This window comes from Bacillus sp. GW821-FHT01G09 (genome assembly GCF_059422205.1).
The window spans coordinates 540,023-562,366 of the sequence record NZ_JBWKWL010000002.1 but is presented as its reverse complement, the minus strand read 5'-3'; the positions used below and the strand labels follow the sequence as shown (position 1 = coordinate 562,366).

Below are 22,344 nucleotides of genomic sequence, written 5' to 3'. Positions count from 1 at the left end.
CCTCCTAGACAATTGCTATGTCAGTTGTTTCTCTTCTTTTACTTTATCATAAAAAAGAATAAAATACATAACTTAACCGCGCTCCCTGCCGGCCGGATAAGAAAAAGCGTCCTTTCGAACCAAGGACGCTTTTTTTCTTATTTTTCTGTAACAGGTTTTTTGACGATACCGAGGATAATTGCCATCACGACAGCACCGATCACGATACTTAAAAGGTAAAGCATCGGATGGTTTGTAATGAAAGCTACGAATACTCCTCCATGAGGCGCCGGAAGCGTTACTCGGAAGAATTCAGTTAATCCGCCGGCAACAGCTGCACCGACTACAGCAGCTGGTATGACGCGAAGCGGATCAGCCGCAGCAAATGGGATCGCTCCCTCTGTTACGAAAGCAGCTCCCATGAAATAGCATGTAATACCAGCTTCACGGTCACGCTGAGTGAATTTGTTTCTGAAAATGGTTGTTGCAAGTGCGATACCAAGCGGAGGAACCATACCGCCGGCCATGATTGCTGCATGAGGCGCATAGTTGCCTGCATCGATCATGGCGATACCGAACGTAAAGGCTGCTTTATTAAGCGGGCCGCCCATATCGATCGCCATCATGCCGCCCAAGATAATACCCATTAACACAAGGTTTCCAGTACCAAGGCTTTCAAGCCAGTTTGTTAAGAAATTCATAAATGCCGCTACAGGTGTATTAACGACAAATTGCATTAATACGCCAGTGATAAAAATACCGAACAGCGGGTAAATCAAAACAGGTTTTAATCCATCAAGTGACTGAGGGATAAACGTAAATACTTTTTTCAGTAAAATCACGACATAACCGGCAAGGAATCCGGCAATTAAGCCGCCTAAGAATCCAGCATTCGCTTGAGTTGCCATAAATCCTCCGACCATACCAGGCGCAAAACCAGGACGATCTGCAATACTCATCGCAATGAAACCGGCCAGAACTGCAACAATCAGTTTTAATGCATTGTCGCCGCCGATAAAGTTTAATGCTGCTGCAAACGTGTTGTAGCTAGGATCATTCGGATCAGCAGAGTGAATTCCCCAGAAGAATGAAATCGCAACGAGAATACCGCCGCCGACTACGAACGGAAGCATGTTGCTGACACCGCTCATCAGGTGCTTATAAAACGCGTTTCCGATACTGCTTCCAGACTTGCCCCTCGCTTCTTCATCGTCGTTTGAATCTGCAGAACCGCCGCCGCTGCCTTGATAAATCGGCGCATCTTGATTCATCGCTTTTTCGATAAGCTCTTGCGGACGTCTGATACCCGCCGTTACAGGAACTTGAAGTACGCGCTTGCCTTTAAAACGTTCCATTTCAACCTGCTTGTCCGCTGCGACAATGATTGCAGGTGCATCTTCGATTTCTTGGGCAGTGAGCTTGTGCTTAATGCCGCTTGACCCATTTGTTTCGACCTTAATTTCCACACCAAGCTCTTTCGCTTTTTCTTTAAGGGCATCCGCAGCCATGAATGTATGGGCAATACCTGTCGGGCATGCAGTAACCGCTAAAATTTTTCCTTTTCCGGCAGGTGCTGGTGCCGCTTCTTCTTCTTCCTCTTCCTCTTCGTCATCATCTTTATCGTGCTGATTAATAATGTCGATGATGGCATCTTCAGACTCAGCTTCAAGGAGCTGCTTACGGATTTCTTCACGCATTAACAGCGTTGAAAGTCTTGACAATGCTTCAAGGTGAGTGTTGTTTGCGCCTTCAGTCGCCGCGATCATGAACACTAAGTGAGCCGGCTGGCCGTCTAATGATTCATAATCGACGCCGTCTTTTGAACGTCCGAACGCGATCGCCGGGTTGATAACGCTTGCCGTTTTCGCATGGGGGATAGCGATTCCTTCACCGATACCCGTGGAGCTTTGGCTTTCGCGATTTAAAATGGCTTCTTTATAGGCTTGTCGGTCATTTAACTTTCCAGCCTTATCAAGAACAGTGACCATTTCGTCAATAACATTTTCTTTTTCTTTGCTCTCAATATTAAGCTTTATCGTATGCTTCGTTAAAAGCTCAGTTATTTTCACTTGTGTTTCCTCCTCTATAGACGTGTGACCTTAACTTCAGGAAGAAGCTGCTGGACAAATTCTTCTGTTCCAAGTTCTTCAGAGAACGCGGTAGCACTGCCTGAAGTAACTCCTAAGCGGAATGCTTCTTCAAGCGGCAGCTGTTTGGAAATTCCGGCAAGGAAACCTGCAACAACGGAATCCCCTGCTCCGACTGAGTTTACCAATTTCCCCTTTGGCACGTTAGCAAAATAAACAGCTTCGTTCGTAAACAGAAGCGCTCCGTCTCCGGCCATTGATACGATTACATGTTCAGCGCCTTGTTCTACAAGCTTTTTCCCATAAGGAACGGCTTCCTCAACAGATGTAATGGTCGTGCCGAACATTTCTCCAAGCTCATGATGATTTGGCTTCATCAAAAATGGTTTCATTTCTGTTGCTTTCAAAAGAGCCTCGCCTGAGATATCCAGAACAACTCGTGCGTTCTGCTGTTTGCAGGCCTCTGCGATTTTTTCATAAGTATCGTGAGGGAGTGAAGATGGAATGCTTCCTGCAAGAACAACGATATCTCCCTCTTGCAAAGATTGGAACTGCTCTAAAAAGGCTTTGAAATCTTCATCCGAAATTGTCGGTCCCTGCCCGTTAATTTCAGTTTCATCACCAGTTTTCAGCTTTACATTGATACGGGTATCCCCTTTTACTTCAGAAAAAGCTGTTTCCAGGTTTTCTTCCCGTAAAAATGTTTTGATATATTCTCCGGTAAATCCGCCGACGAATCCGAGCGCTTTAGACGCCACATGGTGTCTTTTCAGCAGTCTCGATACGTTGATGCCTTTGCCCCCTGGATACTTGGTATCATACGAAGAACGGTTCAGGCCTCCTACAGTAAAATCTTCAACGTGAACAATATAATCGACAGATGGATTAAGTGTTACAGTGTAAATCATGGTTTCACTACCTTTACGACAGTTTTTTCTTGGTAATTATCGAATGTAAGCTCTTCAGCGTCAGTCGTAATGATTGTTGCGTCGCCTATTCCGGCGAATGCCGAAAATGAAATTTCTCCGAACTTCGAAGGGTCTGCTAAGACGTAAGCGTGTTTTGCCTGTTTGATCGCTTTCTGTTTTAAAAGGGCCTCATCAGGGTCCGGCGTTGTGAATCCAGCCTCTGTATGGACACCGTTTGTCCCCAGAAAACTCTTGTCAAATCTGTACTGGTCCATGGCAATCAGTGAAGCGCCTCCAATAATCGCGCCCGTTCTGTGCTTTACGTATCCTCCAAGCAGATAAAAAGAAATTTCTTTCCTTATTAATGCATCGATATGCATTACCCCGTTTGTGACAACGACAATATCTTTGGTTTTATCCATAAAATCAATCATGTGCAATGTCGTCGTGCCTGCATCAAGGTAAATGCAATCCCCTTCTTCTAAAAGAGAAGCTGCTTTTTCAGCAATCTTCAGTTTATCGTGAAGGTTTTTGGATGATTTTTCAAGCATATCGGGTTCAAGTCTGATATCGGAAAGCTTGGCCGCTCCACCATGAACGCGCTTTAAAAAACCGCGTTCTTCAAGTGTCGATAAATCTCTTCTGATTGTTGATTCAGAAGCATTAGTCAGATTTATAAGCTCTTGAATCTTTACCACATCATGCTTTTCTATTTGATCAATAATCAATTGATGCCGTTCAGGAGTTAGCATGCTTCACCTCCTAATGAAAACGTATTCATTTTGAATACAATTTCATTGTAAACGCTATTTTCGGTTTAGGCAACTAAAATCATTCAAATTCATTCAATAACTATCAAAATCTTTCACGTTTCTCCATATTAACGTATGTCTATAGGGTTTGTAAACTGTAAATTCGACAAAAATAAGGACAATTGTACGACATTTTCTTCTTATTTTAATGAAAAAAGTCTTTTATATTCATAGTAGAAATCACTAAACATAAAAAAACCTCATGCATGTTGCATGAGGCTACTCATAACGCAGCGCTTCAATGGGATCAAGCTTTGCGGCTTTATTTGCAGGAAGCATGCCGAAAATAACACCAATGAGCATACTGAACAGCACGCCTCCGCATACAACCTGCCAGGATATGAGTGACGGCCAGCCCGCAATGGCTGAAACAAGCGCGGCCCCTCCGTATCCAATACCAATCCCGATCAGTCCGCCAATCAGCGTCAATACGACTGATTCAATTAAAAACTGAGTCAGAATCTGTCCCCTCGTCGCACCGAGGGATTTTCTGATTCCGATTTCCCGCGTCCGTTCTGTGACTGATACGAGCATGATATTCATGACACCGATTCCGCCGACCAAAAGGGAAATACCTGCAATTGAGCCGATAATCGTCGTCATAATTGCCGTTACTTTGCCAATTCCGGCCGCAATCTCTTCCATGTTCATCACTTGATACGAATCCTCTGTGCCATGATTGTCATTTACCAGCTGTGCCGCTTCTTTTCCTGCCGATTTTATGTCGTCTGCTGATTCGACCTGCAATGATACGTTACTGAAATCACTTGTGCCAAAAGAGGATTTCATCATATTAAATGGCACATACATTTCACTTAAATCGAAAGAAAGCAAGCCTGTTTCTTTTTTCAGCACGCCGATAATTTCAACGGGCTGTCCGTTTATCCAGACAACTTCACCTAAAGGGGAGGTTTTATCGAACAGTTCTTCAGCCATCTTTTGAGAGATGATTCCGGCTCTATTCCCCGCGAGAAAGTCATTGTCGGTAAATGTTCTGCCGCTTTCGATTTCTAAAGAATTGACATTCATGTATCCATCATTTATTCCGTTAACCGTAGCATCGGTTTCTTCTTCGTGATAACGCGCTGTCATACTTTCAGAAGTCGAAGCAACGACTTGTTTAATGCCTTCTATTCCTTTTAAACCTTTAATATCGTTTTCTGTAAACGTAGATTCAGCTGCGGCGTTCGGGTTGCTTGCAAGCTCCTCGTCGCTAGGCATATAGTACAGCTCCACAGTATTTCCCGGGCCGCTGATCGACTGCTTCAGCATCTGCTCGCCGCCCTGTCCTACCGCAACGACAACAATGACAGAGCCTACACCAATGATAATGCCGAGCATCGTTAAGATCGAACGCATTTTATGGGCAAGAACAGAGCTTAGAGCCATTCTGATGTTTTCTAACAGGCTCATTCTCCCACACTCCTTTGTCCGGAGCTGGCAGGAACAATGTTTCCGTCACGCACCATGACGATCCGATTCGTGCAATCTGCTACTTCAGACTCGTGAGTAACCAGAACGATTGTCGTTCCCTCGGCATTTAATGCTGTAAACTGATCCATAATCGCTTCGCTTGTTTTCGTATCCAGCGCACCGGTCGGTTCATCAGCTAAAATCAATTTCGGCTCATTCACGATCGCCCTCGCAATCGCCACCCGCTGCTTCTGCCCACCCGACAGCTCGTTGGGCATGTGGAGCATTCGATTGGCTAACCCGACCTTTTCCAATGCTCTCTCAGCCCGCTCTTGACGTTCTTTTTTGCCTATCCCGGAATAAATCATCGGCAGCTCGACATTTTTTTTTGCGTTCAACCGCGGAAGAAGCTGAAATTGCTGAAATACAAAACCGATGGACCGGTTACGGACTGCCGCCAGTTCTTTATCTTTATATGAAGAAATGTCTTCGCCGTCCAATTGATATGTACCGGAAGTCGGCCGATCAAGACAGCCGATAATATTCATGATCGTCGATTTCCCTGATCCTGACGGCCCCATAATCGAGACATATTCACCTTGATGAATATCCAAATCAATAGAATGGAGAACATCAAACGTTTCCTTTCCGATCTGGTAGCTTTTTCGCACATTAGAAAGCTGAATCATTTAAGATTTCACTTCCATTCCGTCAGTCACCTGATCAGATGGATTCAAAATGACTTGATCATCTTGGGTAAGCCCCTCTTTAATTTCTGTCAGGTCATCTGTCACTTCGCCGATTTTGACATCAACTCGCTTTGCTTTTCCGTCTTTTACTGTATACACATAATATTGGTCATCTTCTTTTTTGACTGCCTTTGAAGGAAGCGTATTTGCTTTCCGCTTATCTGTTTCAATATTCATGATAAATTTAAAGCCTGGCTTTCCTTCTGGAAGATTTCCTTTTATTTTCACTTGAAGCGGGTATTGGACCGCCTGTTCTGTTCCTTGTGCCGCAGCGCTCTCCTGCTGATCCGGAACAAGCCCGACTGCGGAAACCGTGCCTTTCCATGTTTTACCCTGTATTACATCTGAAGTGAGTGTGACCTTCTGGCCTTTTTTGACTTTCAATGTATCGTATTCAGACAATTTCCCTGAGACGACAAGGTCTTTTGGGTTGCCGATATGTATGACAGGCTCTTGAATATCTGACTTTTTGGATGCCGCTTCTTGGTTGACAGAAATAACGGTGCCTTCAATTTCGCTTTTCACTTCTAAATCTGATACCCGGTTGGCAAGTGACTGTCGCTGAAGCTCGGTTTGTTTTAATTCGATCTCCGCTGTTTTTTTCTGCATTTGAAGCTCTGTTCGTTCAGATTCGATTTGTTTTTCTGCTTCTTTCTTTCCTACCTGTTTTTCCAGTTCTCTTTCTTTGCTGTCTAAGGCTTTTAACTTTTCTTGAATTTGGTCAATTTGAAGCCGGTTGGATTCAGACGTTAACTGGTTCTGTTCTTTTTCCAGGCTCAGCTGCTCATTTGTATAGGTGACTAAAGGCGTGCCCTTTTTAACTTTATCACCTTCCTTTACTTTAATGTCTTCTAATGTCCCTTTATCCGCTTCATAAAAAACATACTGTTCATTTGAAAATTTTAGCGTGCCAGGAACCATAACCGTTGATGAGATTTCATTTTCTTCAACGCTCCCCGTCTGTATCTCCTTGCCGGCGCTGCCGCTTGTTGGAGCGGCAGACCGGTATATATTGATTCCAACAAAAAGAGCGACTATAACTGCGATTCCAATTCCGATCCAGACTTTTTTCATGAGCCTATGCACCCGCCACAGAATTGATTAAACCTGAAAAGAGCGAAAATACAACTAAAATTCCGAATAGAATGATTGCTGAAATCCACCCGGCTTTTTTGGAGATGCCTCCCGTTTTGTGAAGTCCGATTGCTAATAATACAAAGCTCCAGATGCTGAAAATTTCAAAGGTATTTAACACGCTGGCAAGAGCCCCGTCAGATGGGATAATCCCTGCCAGTGACGTCGTGCTGTAAAGAGGATTCACGTCAGTCGTAAAAGCAACGATTCCATTAACCAATAATCCGAGACTGCTAATCAAAGAGACAAACAGACCGAGAGAAAGCATTTTTTTATATGTCGTAACACCGCCTGATGCTTTTACACAGAGCCAATAAATAAGAGGGGCAATAAATAATGCTGCGATACCGCCGATAATAGCGCCTGCCATTCCGCCAAATTTGGTTATTGTTGCGACAGCCTCCTTTTGTTCAGCTGATAGCCCTTGCGTATCCTGGCTTTTCAAAAGCTCACTATAATCCGTACCGAGTGATTGCAGCACAGCACCGACGATGATAATTGCTGCGACAATCAAAAGCGGTCCCCATACAGCCGGCCTTTCTCTAATTCTTTCAAATTGAACGGATGGACTTGTGATCACTCCGAAAAGTGAAGGCTTTTCAGCCGCCGTTCCACTGTTTTTTTCTACATTCGTTTCCATTTCAAAACCTCCTTGAGAATATCTAACCAATAGTACGGGAAGGATATTAAAAAGTTTCATGTTTTTCTAATAAATTTCCAAAAACCTTCAATTTATACTGAAGGCTTTTCATATTATTCTATCGCTGTGCTGTATTGCGCTTTCACAAGTCCGGCATAAACGCCTTCTTTAGCGAGCAGCTGCTCATGGTTTCCTTCTTCTATTTTCTTGCCGTGATCAAGAACAATGATGCGGTCGGCATCGCGGATCGTAGACAATCTGTGAGCAATCATCACTGCTGTACGCCCTTTCAGAAGCGTTTTTAGGGCCTGCTGAATTTTCACTTCTGTCTCTGTATCAATGCTTGCCGTTGCTTCGTCAAGGATGATAATAGCCGGATCGGCGAGCAATGCTCTTGCAAAGGAAATGAGCTGACGCTGACCGGCAGACAGTACGCTGCCCCTTTCCTCCACCTCTGTTGCGTATCCTTCCGCTAAATCGGAAATAAACTCATCCGCTCCGACCGCTTGGGACGCTTTCATCACCTCTTCATCCGAAGCATTTGGCCTTCCAAAACGAATATTTTCCATGATGGTCCCAGAGAAAATAAATGTATCTTGCAGGACAATGCTGATTTGAGAGCGCAGACTGGCAAGGGAAAGATCCTTAATCGGTATACCGTCTATTTTAATGGTGCCTCCGGTCGCATCATAAAATCGGCTGATTAAATTGGCAATCGTCGTCTTCCCGCTCCCTGTATGCCCGACAAGCGCAAGCGTCGAGCCTGCAGGAATAGAGAAAGAAACGGCGTGAAGGGCTTTTCGTTTTTCATCATACGAAAATTCAACCTCTTCAAAACTGATCTCCCCATTTATCTTTTCCTTATGAATGGCATTCGGCTTCTCCTTGACATTTGGCTGTTCGTCCAGAAACTCAAAAATCCGTTCTGATGATGCCATCCCCATTAACAGCTGATTATAGACCTGACCCAGTCTCGAAATTGGTTCCCAAAACATTCCCAGATAGAAAGCAAAAGAAACGAAGACGCCAATCGTAATGGTTTCATTCATGATGAGTGTGGCTCCATACCAAATCAAGACAGCCGTCCCAATCGCATTCGTCATTTCTACCAGCGGACGGAACATGGCATTTTTTCTAGTTGCTTCCCGCCATGATTCGTAGTTCTCCTGATTGACACCGTCAAAATACGCCATGTTTTCTTCTTCCTGCGTAAATGCCTGTGTGACCCGGATGCCCTGAATGCTTTCATTTAGATGAGAGTTGAGCTTCGATTGCTTCAGCCGTACCGTTTGCCAGGATCGGCGTATTTTTTTTCTGAGACTTGTTGAAATAAAAAACATAATCGGCAATGTCACCATGATGGCTATAGTCAGCTCAGGGCTCAGCGTAAACAAAATGATAATCACGCCGGCCAGAAGCAGCAAGTCGGTCAACAAATTGATGACTCCGCTTGTAAAGAGCTCCTGAAGAGAGTTAATATCATTCATGATCCTGACTAAGATCGATCCCGCCGACCGCTGATCAAAAAATCGATGGGATAAGCGCTGCACATGGGTAAATAAATGCTGTCGCAAATCGTAAATGACATGCTGGCCAAGCTGATTCATCCACCTGATTCTTAACACATTGGCGGCGTAATTGAGGATATATAAACCGCTAATAATAAAAATGAGCTGAATCAGCAGCTCCGGGTTTCTCCCTGTAATCGCTTGATCAAGAACATAAACGCCGATCAGAATGGGGATCACAAGCTTCACAGCAGTGCCAATCAATACGGTGAGAAAAGAAAGCGGCAAAATTGTTTTTCGATATGGTTTGACATAGCTCAGCAGCCGCCACATTTGAGCCCAGTTAAACGGCTTTTCAATGATTTCATCTGAAGAGTAATAGAAACGCTCTAAAATCCCCTGTTTTTTCGCTTGTTTCATTTGGCCCCTCCCTATCCGACCTCATGCGGCTCATTAATCATTTTGACATCACGGTATTGCAAATCGTAAATCTTTTTATAGTAGCCGCCTTTTTCAAGGAGCTCATGATGTGTTCCCCTTTCACGAATGCGTCCTTTATTAAAAACGAGAATTTCATCGGCGTGTTTCAGTGAAGAAATGCGGTGAGCGACGATAAAGGTTGTGCGGTTTTTCATGACTTCTTTTAAGGCAAGCTGTATGCTGTGCTCCGTTTGCATATCTACTGCACTTGTGGCATCATCCAATATTAAAATGCTCGGGTTCAAGCAAATGGCTCTTGCAATGGCAATACGCTGTTTCTGCCCGCCGGAAAGCCCCATTCCCCTCTCTCCCAGCATGGTGTCATACCCATCAGGAAGCTCCATAATAAAGTTATGAGCCTGCGCCCTTTTTGCCGCTTCGATGACGTCTTCCATTGAGGCATCCGGCCGCCCATACGAAATATTTGATCTAATCGTAGATGAAAACAGGAAGGATTCTTGAAGTACGACCCCGATATTGGAGCGAAGGGTTTTTAACGAATAATCTGTGATTGGTTTGTGATCAATGGTAATCATTCCGCCAACAGGACTGTAAAATCTGGTGAGAAGCTGTGTCACTGAGCTTTTGCCTGAACCTGTCGGGCCCAACAGTCCGATTACCTTCCCGCTGTTTGCCTCAAAGCTTACATTGCACAGCGCGTTTGTTTGTTCTTTTCCGTATGCAAGAGAAACATTTTTGAAATGGACATCTCCGGTTAATTTTTGTTTATACAAAGCATGAGGATGATCTGTAATGTCTTCTTCTTTTTCCAGAATGTCGAGCAGGCGTTCCCCTGACGCTTTTGCTTGAGAGAACATATTGATGACAAAACCTAAGTTCATAATCGGCCACATCATATAATTGACAAGGCTGAAGAAAGCAACAAGCTCGCCGGGATTGAGCTGATTTTGCATAACCAAGTAACCGCCGTATGAGAGGAGAGCTACAATACAAATGTTACCAATGAACTCCATTAAAGGGAAATACGCAGACCAGATGGATGATGTTTGTAAATACTGCGCCCTGTATTCTGCATTGGCTTTATTGAAAGTGCTGATCTGAAAATCTTCCCTTGAAAGAGATTTAACCGTATTAATGCCGCTGATATTTTCCTGGACTTTTGTATTGAGTTTCGCAAACGATTTGCGGATGCCTCTGAAGGCGGGATGGACTCTTTTGTCAAACCGGTATACCGCAACCGCGAGAAATGGCAGAACAGCTATTGTCACAAGCGTGAGAGGAACAGAATAGTAAAACATAACCGACAGGCTGATGGCTACCAGCAGGCCGAATCGAATGAGCTCAGCGAGACCGTATGATAAGAAAAAACGAAGCCCTTCAACATCAGCAGTCAGCCTGGACATCAAATCTCCTGTTTTCGCGTTATCATAGTAAGAAAAAGAAAGCCGCTGCAGTTTTTCATACAGACCATTTCTCAGCCGATAAACGGATTTGATCCCGAACATATCACCTAAATACTGATGAAAAAAGGTAGCCGTTCCTTTCAAAACCATTACCGCAATAAATCCTAAGCTGACCCACGCCGCAAGCTGATACTGTCGTCCCAACACGATCTCATCAATCGTAATTTGCAGGATAATCGGATAAACGACAGTAATTGCAGTCATCAAAAGCATGGCTAGAAGCGACCACATAAACACTTTTCTATACGGCCAATAATACATTTTTAATCTTTTAAATGTCTCCATATCCAGCACCTTTCCAACATTTATCATCTTTACTATATCGATACCCGAAATAAATTTCTATTATTTTTCAAAATTTCAGTCTAATTATGGAATGAGTCTCTTACTTTATAGGGAGTACCATATGTAGAATAAACGCTTACAGAAAATCATTGTATGCTGGGGATACTTGGGGATATGCCAATGAAATACAGAAAAACCGGACGGCTGAAATGCCGTCCGGTTTTCATCCCCCGCTGACCGGCGGTATGATGGCTACCGTGTCACCCGAAGATACAGAGGTATTTTCTTTTACATAGCTTTCGTTCACGGCAATCATAGCCGTATCAATAGATTCAAGACCGTATTGTTCTTTTAGACTCGCTTTTATTTCATCTGTGGTTGCTTGTTCCACATCTATTTCTATTGCTTGTGTACCGGCCTGTTCAGCCAGTCCTGCAAATAAAAGAATTTTAATCATGCTGCTCTCCCTCGCTTAGGTCTGGTTTTCCGTTCGGATAAGCTGTTGTTTCTAGCTGGTCGCCGATCCATTGCTCACCGTCTTCCCAAATTTCTTTTTTCCAAATCGGCACAATCTGTTTAATTCGTTCAATCGCATACTCATTGGCTTCATATGCGGCTTTTCGATGGGGAGAAGATACAGCAATCACCACCGCTGCTTCACCGATATCGAGCACACCTATACGGTGCGTGATCGCAGCTGAGGCACCTTCCCATTTTTCTTCGATTTCAGCGCCGATTTGAGCAAGCATTTGCACGGCCATCGGTTCATATGCCTCATATTCAAGCCGAACCGTTCTTTTTCCGTTTGTCCATTCCCGAACCGTACCGATAAATGTCGTAATTGCCCCTGCTTCCCGTTTCTCCACTTTTTTGATGATGTCTTCAGTATTAATGGGTGTTTTCGTAATCTCAAACCGTTCCATTATGCAGATTCCTCCTTCAGCTGTGAAAGCACAAAATCCACGGCAACCGGATCATCCGCATGAAAAACGGGTAATCCCTGATGCTCTGTCATATGCTCTTTTTTTCTATAGATGATGGCGATTATATTTACTGCTTGCAGCGCTTCCAGATCTTCCTTTTCACTTAGAATTACCACTTTAGGATAAGGGGCTTTTTTAAAGCCTTCAATCAGAAGACAGTCTGTTTCGAGAAATTGGTATAACTCGATCAGCCGTGCCAAATCCCAATTGCGGCGAGCAGTCAGCTGTAACACACCAGCACCTTCTACCGCTGTTACATCAGCACCTGCCGCCTTGTAACGGTCCGTGTCTTTTCCTTCCGTGAGCGTTTGCGGTTCACCGCCGTGACCATGATGCTTCAGGCAGCCCAAATGGACTCCCTGTTCAGAGGCTTTTTCAAGAATGCGCTCAATAAACGTTGTTTTCCCGCTGTTTTGAAATCCTACAACTTGGACGATCGGGAAAGGACGGACCAAGGCCATTCACTTCCATTCTCTTCTCTGATGAGCAGCACTTGAACCGTTCTGCCAGTTTCGTAGCCTCGCGTGCCGCCCGGCAGGATAATAAATGCATTGGCATCTGCAAGTGATGTGACGGAGCTCGACTTATCTAATCCGACGGGTGTCGCCAACAGCTTCCCTTCCTGATGTTGCACGAGCGCACGAACAAATCGGGTAAATGGGTTCGGCTTCGGAAAATCCTTGGTCAAAACAGCTTCCGCACAAATCGAATGCGGTGTTTCATTGTGCAGCCATGTCTGGATTATCGGTTTGACAAACAGTTCAAAACCAACATAGCATGCTGACGGATTACCTGAAAGGCCAAACAGCAGCATATCGTTTGCATGCGCCACCGTTGTCACGCTTCCCGGGCGCATGGCAACTTTATTAAACAGCACGTCCGCTCCGAGTTTTTCATAGATCGCAGGCAAAAAGTCAAAGTCACCGACTGACACACCGCCAGTTGTGATCAGGAAGTCCACCTTTTTCATCGCTTCTTTAACTGCAGCAAAGCTTTTATCCAGTTCATCAGAGATTTTCCCTAAATAAAGCGGTGTTGCGCCTGCTTCTATCGCTTGCGCATATACCATACTCGCATTGCTGTTGCGGATTTTTCCCGGTTCCAGCGGATCACTGACATTCAGCAATTCGGTACCGGTTGCGATAATCCCGACTACAGGCTTTCTCACGACAGGCACAGATGCGTATCCGAATGTTGCCAAAAGAGCCGTCACTCCTGGTGTCACCCGAGTACCCTTTCTCAGTAAAACACTCCCTTTTTGAGCGTCCTCACCTGTTTTTGAAATATTATCCCCCGTCTGAAAGCGGCGTTTTAAAGACATAAATGACTTCCCATTCTCCTCAAAGGTTTGAGTCAGTTCAATCATGACGACTGCATCTGCCCCTTCAGGGATTTGCGCGCCAGTCATAATCCGCACGGCCTGAAACGGGCCAAGTTCTTTTTCAGATACTGCCCCAGCTCCAATATGGTCAATAACTTCAAACCGAACTGGGTTTTCACGTGATGCATCTGCCGTATCGCACGCTCTGACAGCAAAACCATCGTATGGCGAACGGTCAAACGCAGGGACGTGGTGATCCGCAGTTATATCTTCGGCTAAAAACCGATGAAGGCTGTCTTCAAGCGCCACCCATTCTGTTTCACCTTGTTTTTGAAAATGGCAGACACGCCGAACTGCCTCGTCTACCGGTATCGGTGTTCTTTTCTCCAGCATTCTGACCCCTCCTGTTGTTACAATCCAATCACTCTTGCCAACACGGAGTTGGCTTCTTTCACATCATTTGTTCCATGCACCAGCGCCCGTCCGTCATTGAAAATGACAATTCTGAAATCCTCGTAAAAAATATGCAGCAAAAACGCATTGGCCTCGACCTTGCCGATTGTTTTCAGCCGCTTAATGAGTTCCTGTTTCGGGATTCTTTTTAATGATTCTGACCTTACCTGCACTGTATCACGGCCGCATAGTACAGCAGCTTTTGGTGTGTTCCAATCCTGAAGATAAGGATATACCGCATTTGCTCCGCAAGATGGGCAATCCTCACGGCGTACATGATTAACGTTAATCTTCATATGCGAATTGTTCCAGACATCAAATGTCACAAAACCCCGCTGTATTGCTTCTATTTGGCCGGTTAACAGCTTTAATGCCTCAGCCTGCTGATATGCTGAAACGATATGCACAGCAGGCGGAATAATGCCGGCAGTATCACACGTCGCCCCGCCAACAGGAATTTGCTCAAACAAACAAGACAGACAAGGGGTTTCTCCGGGAATGACAGTCATGAACATTCCCTGGCTGCTTACACAGGCGCCATAGACCCAAGGTGTCTTTGTTTTCTGGGCAAGGTCGTTTATCAGCATGCGGGTTTCAAAATTATCTGTCGCGTCGATTACGATATCTGCTTTTTCAATCAGCGGCTCAAGCGTTTCGGCTGTTCCTTCGGTAACATACGCCTCAATATGTATCTCGCTGTTAATCGCTGATAGATGCTCTTTGGCAGCCATGGCTTTCGGCATGCGGAGTTTGGCATCGCTTTCTGTATAAAGCTGCTGCCTTTGAAGATTGCTCCACTCCACATAGTCACGGTCAATAATGGTAATCGTACCCACTCCCGCTCTCGAAAGCCCTTCAGCTCCTGCAGTGCCGAGCGCTCCCGCTCCGACAATCAGCACATGGCTGTCTGCCAGTCTTTTCTGGCCCTCTTCCCCAATTTGCTTAAATCTGATTTGCCGTGAATAACGTTCCTCCATCAAACCTGTTCTCCTTATCTTTTATGTCATCTTATCATGTTATTGCCCCGTCAGTCCCGCTTGAGGGAGTTCGATTTTTCTTCCAAACAGCTAAAATCATCACGTGTATTAATGTTGATAAACTCTGCCGGGTTTGCTCCGATATTTTCAGCCTGTACGTAACAAACCGAAATTCTGCCTAATAAATCTGATATTCTCAACCTCTTCTCAGAAAGCTGATCGTATAGAACTGGCATGATACGTTTGTGGTAAATCGCAATCAATGGCTGCACTTGTCCGTCTGAAATTGGGACTACCGCGTCCGCACCGGCAGTCATCAGACGTTTGAGCTCCAGCATCGTCCTTCTTTGTATCAGCGGTGTGTCACAGGAAAGAACAGTATAAAGATCACCGTCTGTCTTTTTAAAAGCGGTATATATACCAGCCAATGGCCCCATGCCTTGAAATGGCTCAGCATCTTGATACACTTCATTTTCACCGTTTTCTTGAAATCTATCAATAAATTCGGGACGGCTGATGATAACCGTTTGTTCTCCAAGTGCTTCTTTAGCGCATTCGTAAAGCATCCTGCCCTTCCATTTGACAAACGCCTTCGGTTCTCCAAATCGCCGCGAGGCTCCCCCTGCCAGCAGTACGTTTACATGCTTCATATCATCTCACCTCTAGTTTCGTTAAAAGCATAGCAAAAGCAAAGGCTCAACGCTACTGCTTGTCTGTTTATTAAAGAGGAATAGCTGTTCAGTATTTGCATATTGTAGTGTTAACATCATGAGGGAGATGGTTCGAATGAAAAGATCAGGTCCTTTTTTCCACGACGTGTCTCAGGAGAACCTTTATTTAAAATCCGAGCTTTCAAGGTGCCATAAGCTGATTTCTGAACTTGAAGCAAGCTACTTTCATCAGAAAAATAACAAACTGCTCAAAGAAAATAACGATATGAAAGAAAAGCTCCAGCAGCTGTCTGCCGAATTAACACATATGTCAACAAAAGAAAAACATGCCTCCCACACCAGCCAAACCCTGCACCAAATAAGAGCTGAACTGCTTGATAAAATCGTTGTTTTGCAGGAGCTTCTATCTGCTGAAACCTATAAACGCAGAGCCGAAATCGAAGAAAAACATAAACTTCATATTGCTAAAGTCAAAATCGAAGAAGAAAATAAAAATCTTCATAAACGGATCAGCGAACTTCAAGCCTCAATTGAGCAGGAACAAAATGCACTGCTTCAGGCAAAACAGCAAGCCGAATTGATAAAAGCCGAAAACGGGCGTCTAAAAGAGCAAATGGTAGAAAAAGAATATCAGCTAAAACATATTAAAATAGAAGTTGATCATATGAAAGATCGAATCATAGAAACGAAAGAAAGACTGCTAGACATAGAAAAAACGAAAGAAAAATTATTTCACGAAACTATTATATCGTATAAACGGCAGCTTGATGAAAGCGATGCCTGGATTGCTTCTCATTTTGCCGATATTGATGGCGGCACGAAACAAAAAGAAAAAACGGAAGAAGAAGCTCCAGCGGTCTACGCGCAGCCAAATCATGTAGAGACCATCCTTGAAGATGTCACCAAACAGATACATGTGCTTCAAAAACAGCTTGCCCACGCCCAATCATCAGACCAGGCCAAGAGCCATACAATCGAAGAGCTGAAAAACAGAGCCGCTGAAGAAAAGCCTTATCAAAAGTGGGTGTATAAGCTTAATCTTGAAAAAGAAAACAAACCTTCACAGAAAAAACCTCAATAAAAAAACTGCTTGAGCGATGCCAAGCAGTTTTTCTTTATATTTATTCATTTGCTGATTCTGCAGATTCGATTTCACCCTCTAAAATGTACTGCCCGCGATATGGCTTTTTCACTTCCGGGTACATTTTAATTAAGCTTTGCATAAACGTTGTCATATTAGGGATTTCAAGACCGCTTTCTTTTTCAATCTCTTTTTGAAGCTCCGAGCTCTTAATCGCCGCGTTGTGGCGTTTTAATGTTTTAATAGCAGCTTCACGCAGCTTAGCTGCTTTTGATCCCGGTCTTGCCGTTCCTCTTCTTCTTCGTGTTGTTCCGTCTGGTATACCGGCAGGAAGAGAGGAAATAGATTGAAGCTGAGGCTGAACAGACTGCTGCTGTGATTGCGGCTGATAGCTTCTGATTTCCTGAGCCGCAAGCTCAGCGAGAACCGGCAGAGAGTCAGGTTTTTTTTCAGAACGGAAATCCTTTTTGATTTCGGAAGGGCTTCCATTTCTGTCCAGCTCTCTTAATTTTGCGTATATTTTATCACGTTCAATTTGATATTCACGAATGACTTTCACTTCAGCTTCATTTAATTGTTCTAACCGCAAGCGCAAAGCTTCTCTTTCATTAAACATTCCTCAATGTACCCCCTATCAAAATTAACATCTTTAATTAAGATATTAGATTACAAAAGTAATTTTATCAACTATTATTTTAGCATTTTACTATTATATTTACTCTATGAAAAATTCCTTATTTTCTGAAAAAGTTTTATTTTTCAAAAGAGTCCTTTATTCTCAAGGGGTCAAGGGTCTTTCTAGTTTATTTGGTATAATGTTGAAAATATATATTTTACTTACTTCTTTAAAGAAATTTAGTGTAATATCTACAATTTTCGAGTTATGAGATATGAGATTTATCTAAAATTGAGGAAAAACATCAAAAATTAGCTGTGTTTTTTAGCGTATCAATCAAACAAATCATCAATTCCTATACCCAAATTTGGAAAAATAAGCTTCTTACTCTTCTTCCATTGCTTTTTGCACAAATAAAAAACCTGATGAGATCAGGTTTTTAGGAAATACTATTTAGCCAGATATCTATTCCGTTTCAGCCAGAACGCGGTTCACACGTTTTTCAAGCATTTTCATACCGCTCCCGCCGGCTTGGAAGTGACGGAGCTGTCCTATTTTGTCAAACACATAATATGCAGGCACATATTCATTTTCAAATGCATCGGTTAAAGCATGGTCACTGTCAACAAAAATCGGCTGAGTGATATCGTGTTCATCAGCTGTTTCTTTAATTTTACCAAGGTCAAGATCATCTTCGGAACGAGGCATATGCACTGCTACAACATTCAGCTGATCTTTATATTTATCACGAAATTCATTCACTTGCGGCATCGCTTCTTTGCACAAGTGGCAGCTGATGGACCAGAAATGAATAAGCGTCGGCTTTTCCCCAATCAATTGCTCTCTCGTCACTTCACCATTTAACCAAGCTTTTTCTCCCGTCAATTCCGGCATGGGCTGACGTAATTTCATTGCTTTTCCCTCCTATTTAACAGAAAGGCCTAACGAATATGCTAGACCGCTTTTCGTTCTTGGAAAGAATTAAAGTGTTTTTTGGCCTGGCTTCCAGTTAGCCGGACAGAGTCCGCCAGTTTGCAGCGCCTGGAGAACACGAAGCGTTTCATCAACATCACGTCCAATGTTGTTATGGAAAACAGTTTGGTATTGGAGCTCCCCTTCAGGATTAATAATAAACAATCCGCGCAAAGCCACACCTTCTTCTTCGATTAAAACGCCATATTCCCGGGATACCTCATGGTTTGTATCAGCAGCAAGCGGGTATTTCAGCTGGCCAAGACCGTTTTCTTTGCGGTCTGTATTGATCCAAGCTAAATGAGTATGGATGGTATCAGTTGAAACCCCGATGACTTCTGCATCAAGATCTTCGAACTCGTCATAGCGGTCGGACATTGCTGTAATTTCTGTCGGACAAACAAAAGTAAAGTCCATTGGATAGAAGAACAGCACTGTCCATTTGTCGTTTTTCATGTTTTCCTCAAGACTTACTTTGCCGAATTCTTTGCTTGCAAGGACTGCTTCCATTTCAAAACGAGGAGCTTGTTTACCTACCATACGTTCTGCCATATGTATCCCTCCAATTTATTGTTTGGCTTAAAATCGAAATAGCTTGAAAATAAAGGGTTATTAACCATTTTTAGTTATATTGCAATGCCATTATATAAAAGTAGATTTCCTGAGTCAATTTTTAACAAATCATGCATGTCTTTGGCTTCGACATTTTTGAATAAAACGTTTAACATGGTCATGTACAGGGTAACTAGCCTCAATGTGCAGCCATCAATTAGAAAAGGAGCTCAACATGGACTTTATTAAACAATATGATTGGGCGGGACTGATTACAAATGCCGGTGTTCTGCTCATTAAACTCGCCATTATGATATTGCTCTATTTTATCGTTCGATCATTAGGCATGAAAATCATTAAACATCTGTTTGCAAAATTCGAGGAGCAGAATAGCTTGTCTATAGGACGTGCACATACGCTCCGAAGCCTGACTCTTAACATATTTGCTTATACTTTGATTTTTATATTCTTCGTCATGGTTCTAGATTTGTTTCATTATGATCCAAGCGCTCTTTTAGCGGGGGCAGGAATCGTCGGCCTGGCTGTCGGATTTGGCGCCCAAGGGCTTGTCAGTGACATCGTGACAGGTTTTTTTATTTTGCTTGAGAAACAATTGGATGTCGGAGACTATATTACCGTTTCCACCTTTGACGGAATTGTCGAGCAGGTTGGCTTAAGAACAACTCAAATCCGCAGCTTTGACGGAACATTGCATTACATCCCCAACAGAAACATCACAAACGTGAGTAATCATTCTCGTGGTACCATGCAGGCTCTTGTTGATATTAAAGTGCCGGCTGAAAGAAACATTGATGAAATGATTCATATTTTACAGCAGGTTTGTGATGAGACGGCAGCGGCTCTTCCACAAATAAAAGAAGGCCCAAATGTCATCGGGATTCAAGAACTGGGGACTTCTGAAATTGTGATCAGGGTCATTGCCAAAACAGAAAATATGGAACAGTGGCGAGTCGAACGAGTGTTGAGAAAAGAAATAAAGAACGCGTTCGACCGCGCTTTCCCTAAAGAAACAGAATAAATAAAAGAACCGAAGCTTTTTGCTTCGGTTTTTATATTACTGAATTCTGCTTTCAACTTCGCTGCAAATTTCTTCAGCCGTCATCCCGGAAGCTGTAATGACAGGTGCTTGTGTTACCGTATCGGCTATCCCTTGCACATTATTATCAAGACCTGTTACGACACAGCAGTCACAGCCTTGAGCATCAGCAGGGCTTTTCATCATTACAACGTCATATCCTTTTTCTTTTAAAGCAGCTTCTACATCTGATAACGATTGTTCAATTCCAATTTTTTTAGCCATTTTTGAACACCTCCGTTTACTAGAGTGCTCATTTTATGGAATTTTATTCTTTCATTTGTGCTTAATTGGCATAAACAGAAAAATAACCTGTCATGACATTAACCGCTGTTTCTATCGCATTTTCATCGGGATTCAGCTTAGCGTGATGAAGCCCATGTTCAGAATCAGCGCCGAGCCAGAACATGAAGCCGGGATATTTTTTCAGCATATAGCCAAAATCCTCCCCAGTCATTGCTTCTTTTGCTTCAATTACTGTCGCCAGTTGATGTTCAGCAACAAAAGACATAAATTCTTCTGTTAATCCGCTCGTATTGTAAACTTGGTGATAGACAGACGGATATGTCACTTTTCCTTTGCAGCGGAATCCGATTTCGATTCCTTTCACCACATCTTCAATCCGTTCCTTTACCTGTTTCATCGATTTTTCAGAAAGCGTGCGGATTGTGCCTTCCAGGTGGGCCGTTTCCGCAATGATATTTTGTGCCGAGCCTCCGGTAATGGTACCAACTGTAATAACAGCACTGTCTAGCGGATCTGTGTTTCTAGAGATAATCGTTTGCAGCTGAGTGACAAGTGTACTTGCCGCTACAACCATATCCTCAGCCAAATGCGGATATGCCGCATGTCCCCCTCTGCCTTCCAGATCGATGACTAGCTCTGATGTATTCGCAAATAGAAGGCCGCTTTTTGTCGCAATGGTGCCTACCGGAAGCTCTGGAGCAATATGAAGCGCAGTGATGAAATCAGGCTGCCACTTTTTTAATACATCGCTCTCAAGCATTGGTTCCGCACCGCCAGGCCCTTCCTCTGCCGGCTGAAACAGAAAAAGCAAATCATGTTTGACTGGGTGGTGAACAAAATGATCAATAATGCCGAGTGCAATCGTCATATGCAAATCGTGACCGCAGGCGTGCATGTTGCCGTGATGCTCTGATGCGAATGGAAGACCAGTTTGCTCTTCTATAGAAAGCGCATCGATATCCGCTCTGTACGCCAGCATTTTTTCCGGCGCCGTCCCGTTCACTTTTACAAAAAGCCCTGTTCGCCATTTCTCAATTTCAATTCTGTCTTGCGGATATTGTTCCAAGACATTTAATAAATACTGCTGGGTTTTGAACTCCTGAAATCCAAGCTCCGGTATACGATGCAGATCTCTGCGAATTGCGATGAGCTCCTCTTTCTTCATTTCTATTCCTCCTGCCTATACGAATAAGGCGTGGATATATTATCCACGCCTTTTTTATCAAACTTTTCCTTACAGCTGGCGTAATTCCTGCTTGATTTCAGTTTTGCCTTTTGTTTTTTCATCAATGTCTTTGATTTTTTTAGCTGGTGTGCCTGCAACGACAGTGTATGGCTCAACGTCGTTTACCACGATCGCTCCCGCAGCAACAACAGCTCCTTTACCTACTGTTACGCCTTCAAGCACAACAGCATTTGCGCCGATTACGACGTCGTCTTCAATCACAACCGGTTTAGCGGATGGCGGCTCAATAACGCCCGCAAGTACAGAACCCGCGCCGATATGGCAGTTTTTTCCGACAGTAGCTCGTCCGCCAAGCACAACGTTCATATCAATCATTGTGCCTTCGCCGATGACTGAACCGATATTAATAGAAGCACCCATCATGATGACTGCGTTATCACCAATTTCAACTTGGTCGCGGATGATCGCGCCCGGTTCGATACGCGCTTTGATGTTTTTAAGATCAAGCATTGGGATCGCAGAATTGCGGCGGTCATTTTCAACCACATAGTCTTCGATTTTGCTTTGGTTTTCTTCGATTGCTGTTTGGATTTCGCTCCACTCACCGAAAACGACACCAGTGTTTCCGTTGATAAAAGCTTTCGCAGATTCGCCGAAATTGATTCCTTCCAGCTCACCTTTCACGTAAACCTTTACAGGTGTAGATTTTGTACTATTTTGAATAAATGAAATAATTTCATTTGCGTCCATCATTTTCATATGTATAGTCCT

At 43.6% G+C, this 22,344-nt stretch carries 23 protein-coding genes; 2 read left to right on the top strand and 21 right to left on the bottom strand.

The window, feature by feature from the left end:
- Window positions 1–137: 137 nt before the first annotated feature.
- The 15 genes from AC07VD_RS08370 to AC07VD_RS08300 form a co-directional block, all read right to left on the bottom strand.
- Window positions 138–2,048 (bottom strand): PTS fructose transporter subunit IIABC, encoded by a 1,911-nt coding sequence (locus AC07VD_RS08370; protein WP_124059815.1) that lies wholly within the window; start codon window positions 2,046–2,048, stop codon window positions 138–140.
- Between the two features lie 14 nt (window positions 2,049–2,062).
- Window positions 2,063–2,974, bottom strand: coding sequence for a 1-phosphofructokinase (gene pfkB, locus AC07VD_RS08365; RefSeq protein WP_032725621.1), 912 nt, complete (start codon window positions 2,972–2,974; stop codon window positions 2,063–2,065).
- Window positions 2,971–3,726 (bottom strand): DeoR/GlpR family DNA-binding transcription regulator, encoded by a 756-nt coding sequence (locus tag AC07VD_RS08360; RefSeq protein ID WP_014476685.1) that lies wholly within the window; start codon window positions 3,724–3,726, stop codon window positions 2,971–2,973. Before AC07VD_RS08360 ends, pfkB begins: the two co-directional genes overlap by 4 nt.
- Window positions 3,727–4,005: 279 nt before the next feature.
- Entirely contained in the window at window positions 4,006–5,199 is a 1,194-nt protein-coding gene (skiZ, locus tag AC07VD_RS08355; RefSeq protein ID WP_077670695.1) for a sporulation-delaying-protein transporter subunit SkiZ, read from the bottom strand.
- Window positions 5,196–5,888, bottom strand: a complete 693-nt coding sequence (gene yknY / locus AC07VD_RS08350; RefSeq protein WP_160831850.1) for an ABC transporter ATP-binding protein YknY — start codon at window positions 5,886–5,888, stop codon at window positions 5,196–5,198. The genes skiZ and yknY overlap by 4 nt, the downstream gene beginning before the upstream one ends.
- Window positions 5,889–7,022, bottom strand: a complete 1,134-nt coding sequence (locus tag AC07VD_RS08345; protein ID WP_038829597.1) for an efflux RND transporter periplasmic adaptor subunit — start codon at window positions 7,020–7,022, stop codon at window positions 5,889–5,891.
- 4 nt (window positions 7,023–7,026) lie between these two features.
- The gene (gene yknW / locus AC07VD_RS08340; protein WP_086343793.1) at window positions 7,027–7,722 is read right to left on the bottom strand and encodes a YknW family membrane protein; all 696 of its coding nucleotides are present in this window, start codon (window positions 7,720–7,722) and stop codon (window positions 7,027–7,029) included.
- Window positions 7,723–7,835: 113 nt separating this feature from the next.
- Window positions 7,836–9,650: an ABC transporter ATP-binding protein gene (locus AC07VD_RS08335; RefSeq protein WP_124059813.1), complete on the bottom strand. Its 1,815-nt coding sequence runs from the start codon at window positions 9,648–9,650 to the stop codon at window positions 7,836–7,838.
- An 11-nt stretch (window positions 9,651–9,661) separates the two neighbouring features.
- On the bottom strand, window positions 9,662–11,419 hold the full coding sequence (locus tag AC07VD_RS08330; RefSeq protein WP_124059812.1) for an ABC transporter ATP-binding protein: 1,758 nt from the start codon (window positions 11,417–11,419) through the stop codon (window positions 9,662–9,664).
- A gap of 223 nt (window positions 11,420–11,642) precedes the next feature.
- Window positions 11,643–11,876 carry a molybdopterin converting factor subunit 1 gene (gene moaD / locus AC07VD_RS08325; RefSeq protein ID WP_014476678.1) on the bottom strand — a complete coding sequence of 78 codons (234 nt, stop codon included), beginning with the start codon at window positions 11,874–11,876 and terminating at the stop codon, window positions 11,643–11,645.
- Entirely contained in the window at window positions 11,869–12,342 is a 474-nt protein-coding gene (locus AC07VD_RS08320) for a molybdenum cofactor biosynthesis protein MoaE (protein ID WP_015715811.1), read from the bottom strand. The genes moaD and AC07VD_RS08320 overlap by 8 nt, the downstream gene beginning before the upstream one ends.
- Window positions 12,342–12,863 (bottom strand): molybdopterin-guanine dinucleotide biosynthesis protein B, encoded by a 522-nt coding sequence (gene mobB, locus AC07VD_RS08315; RefSeq protein WP_124059811.1) that lies wholly within the window; start codon window positions 12,861–12,863, stop codon window positions 12,342–12,344. The genes AC07VD_RS08320 and mobB overlap by 1 nt, the downstream gene beginning before the upstream one ends.
- Window positions 12,824–14,116, bottom strand: a complete 1,293-nt coding sequence (locus AC07VD_RS08310; RefSeq protein WP_124059810.1) for a molybdopterin molybdotransferase MoeA — start codon at window positions 14,114–14,116, stop codon at window positions 12,824–12,826. Before AC07VD_RS08310 ends, mobB begins: the two co-directional genes overlap by 40 nt.
- A 17-nt stretch (window positions 14,117–14,133) precedes the next feature.
- On the bottom strand, window positions 14,134–15,153 hold the full coding sequence (locus AC07VD_RS08305) for a molybdopterin-synthase adenylyltransferase MoeB (RefSeq protein WP_129137624.1): 1,020 nt from the start codon (window positions 15,151–15,153) through the stop codon (window positions 14,134–14,136).
- 50 nt (window positions 15,154–15,203) lie between these two features.
- Entirely contained in the window at window positions 15,204–15,803 is a 600-nt protein-coding gene (locus tag AC07VD_RS08300) for a molybdenum cofactor guanylyltransferase (RefSeq protein WP_014479670.1), read from the bottom strand.
- A gap of 136 nt (window positions 15,804–15,939) precedes the next feature.
- Between AC07VD_RS08300 and cse15 the strand changes: the two genes are divergently transcribed.
- The gene (cse15, locus tag AC07VD_RS08295) at window positions 15,940–16,905 is read left to right on the top strand and encodes a spore protein Cse15 (RefSeq protein WP_024571970.1); all 966 of its coding nucleotides are present in this window, start codon (window positions 15,940–15,942) and stop codon (window positions 16,903–16,905) included.
- 40 nt (window positions 16,906–16,945) lie between these two features.
- Here the strand turns inward: cse15 and rok are convergent, their stop codons facing one another.
- The 3 genes from rok to ahpA all read right to left on the bottom strand — a co-directional run bounded on the left by rok (window position 16,946) and on the right by ahpA (window position 19,045).
- On the bottom strand, window positions 16,946–17,521 hold the full coding sequence (gene rok, locus AC07VD_RS08290) for a transcriptional regulator Rok (protein WP_003232378.1): 576 nt from the start codon (window positions 17,519–17,521) through the stop codon (window positions 16,946–16,948).
- A 465-nt stretch (window positions 17,522–17,986) separates the two neighbouring features.
- Window positions 17,987–18,433, bottom strand: a complete 447-nt coding sequence (gene ykuV / locus AC07VD_RS08285; RefSeq protein ID WP_185184298.1) for a thiol-disulfide oxidoreductase YkuV — start codon at window positions 18,431–18,433, stop codon at window positions 17,987–17,989.
- A 69-nt stretch (window positions 18,434–18,502) separates the two neighbouring features.
- On the bottom strand, window positions 18,503–19,045 hold the full coding sequence (ahpA, locus tag AC07VD_RS08280; RefSeq protein ID WP_003245371.1) for a biofilm-specific peroxidase AhpA: 543 nt from the start codon (window positions 19,043–19,045) through the stop codon (window positions 18,503–18,505).
- A gap of 235 nt (window positions 19,046–19,280) precedes the next feature.
- Here ahpA and mscT point away from each other — a divergent pair, with 235 nt between their 5' ends.
- On the top strand, window positions 19,281–20,084 hold the full coding sequence (gene mscT, locus AC07VD_RS08275; RefSeq protein ID WP_003244994.1) for a small-conductance mechanosensitive channel protein MscT: 804 nt from the start codon (window positions 19,281–19,283) through the stop codon (window positions 20,082–20,084).
- A gap of 36 nt (window positions 20,085–20,120) precedes the next feature.
- Here mscT and AC07VD_RS08270 read toward each other — a convergent pair whose 3' ends face one another.
- The 3 genes from AC07VD_RS08270 to dapD form a co-directional block, all read right to left on the bottom strand.
- Window positions 20,121–20,366: a YkuS family protein gene (locus tag AC07VD_RS08270; protein WP_003232382.1), complete on the bottom strand. Its 246-nt coding sequence runs from the start codon at window positions 20,364–20,366 to the stop codon at window positions 20,121–20,123.
- A 61-nt stretch (window positions 20,367–20,427) separates the two neighbouring features.
- Entirely contained in the window at window positions 20,428–21,552 is a 1,125-nt protein-coding gene (locus AC07VD_RS08265; protein ID WP_046380993.1) for an N-acetyldiaminopimelate deacetylase, read from the bottom strand.
- A gap of 69 nt (window positions 21,553–21,621) precedes the next feature.
- The gene (gene dapD / locus AC07VD_RS08260) at window positions 21,622–22,332 is read right to left on the bottom strand and encodes a 2,3,4,5-tetrahydropyridine-2,6-dicarboxylate N-acetyltransferase (RefSeq protein ID WP_003218680.1); all 711 of its coding nucleotides are present in this window, start codon (window positions 22,330–22,332) and stop codon (window positions 21,622–21,624) included.
- Window positions 22,333–22,344: the final 12 nt, after the last annotated feature.

Coding starts and splice junctions, on each gene's coding strand:
- pfkB (WP_032725621.1), bottom strand. CDS start 2,974: ATGATTTACACTGTAACACTTAATCCATCTGTCGATTATATTGTTCAC.
- AC07VD_RS08360 (WP_014476685.1), bottom strand. CDS start 3,726: ATGCTAACTCCTGAACGGCATCAATTGATTATTGATCAAATAGAAAAG.
- skiZ (WP_077670695.1), bottom strand. CDS start 5,199: ATGAGCCTGTTAGAAAACATCAGAATGGCTCTAAGCTCTGTTCTTGCC.
- yknY (WP_160831850.1), bottom strand. CDS start 5,888: ATGATTCAGCTTTCTAATGTGCGAAAAAGCTACCAGATCGGAAAGGAA.
- AC07VD_RS08345 (WP_038829597.1), bottom strand. CDS start 7,022: ATGAAAAAAGTCTGGATCGGAATTGGAATCGCAGTTATAGTCGCTCTT.
- yknW (WP_086343793.1), bottom strand. CDS start 7,722: ATGGAAACGAATGTAGAAAAAAACAGTGGAACGGCGGCTGAAAAGCCT.
- AC07VD_RS08335 (WP_124059813.1), bottom strand. CDS start 9,650: ATGAAACAAGCGAAAAAACAGGGGATTTTAGAGCGTTTCTATTACTCT.
- AC07VD_RS08330 (WP_124059812.1), bottom strand. CDS start 11,419: ATGGAGACATTTAAAAGATTAAAAATGTATTATTGGCCGTATAGAAAA.
- moaD (WP_014476678.1), bottom strand. CDS start 11,876: ATGATTAAAATTCTTTTATTTGCAGGACTGGCTGAACAGGCCGGTACA.
- AC07VD_RS08320 (WP_015715811.1), bottom strand. CDS start 12,342: ATGGAACGGTTTGAGATTACGAAAACACCCATTAATACTGAAGACATC.
- mobB (WP_124059811.1), bottom strand. CDS start 12,863: ATGGCCTTGGTCCGTCCTTTCCCGATCGTCCAAGTTGTAGGATTTCAA.
- AC07VD_RS08310 (WP_124059810.1), bottom strand. CDS start 14,116: ATGCTGGAGAAAAGAACACCGATACCGGTAGACGAGGCAGTTCGGCGT.
- AC07VD_RS08305 (WP_129137624.1), bottom strand. CDS start 15,153: ATGGAGGAACGTTATTCACGGCAAATCAGATTTAAGCAAATTGGGGAA.
- AC07VD_RS08300 (WP_014479670.1), bottom strand. CDS start 15,803: ATGAAGCATGTAAACGTACTGCTGGCAGGGGGAGCCTCGCGGCGATTT.
- cse15 (WP_024571970.1), top strand. CDS start 15,940: ATGAAAAGATCAGGTCCTTTTTTCCACGACGTGTCTCAGGAGAACCTT.
- rok (WP_003232378.1), bottom strand. CDS start 17,521: ATGTTTAATGAAAGAGAAGCTTTGCGCTTGCGGTTAGAACAATTAAAT.
- ykuV (WP_185184298.1), bottom strand. CDS start 18,433: ATGAAATTACGTCAGCCCATGCCGGAATTGACGGGAGAAAAAGCTTGG.
- ahpA (WP_003245371.1), bottom strand. CDS start 19,045: ATGGCAGAACGTATGGTAGGTAAACAAGCTCCTCGTTTTGAAATGGAA.
- mscT (WP_003244994.1), top strand. CDS start 19,281: ATGGACTTTATTAAACAATATGATTGGGCGGGACTGATTACAAATGCC.
- AC07VD_RS08270 (WP_003232382.1), bottom strand. CDS start 20,366: ATGGCTAAAAAAATTGGAATTGAACAATCGTTATCAGATGTAGAAGCT.
- AC07VD_RS08265 (WP_046380993.1), bottom strand. CDS start 21,552: ATGAAGAAAGAGGAGCTCATCGCAATTCGCAGAGATCTGCATCGTATA.
- dapD (WP_003218680.1), bottom strand. CDS start 22,332: ATGAAAATGATGGACGCAAATGAAATTATTTCATTTATTCAAAATAGT.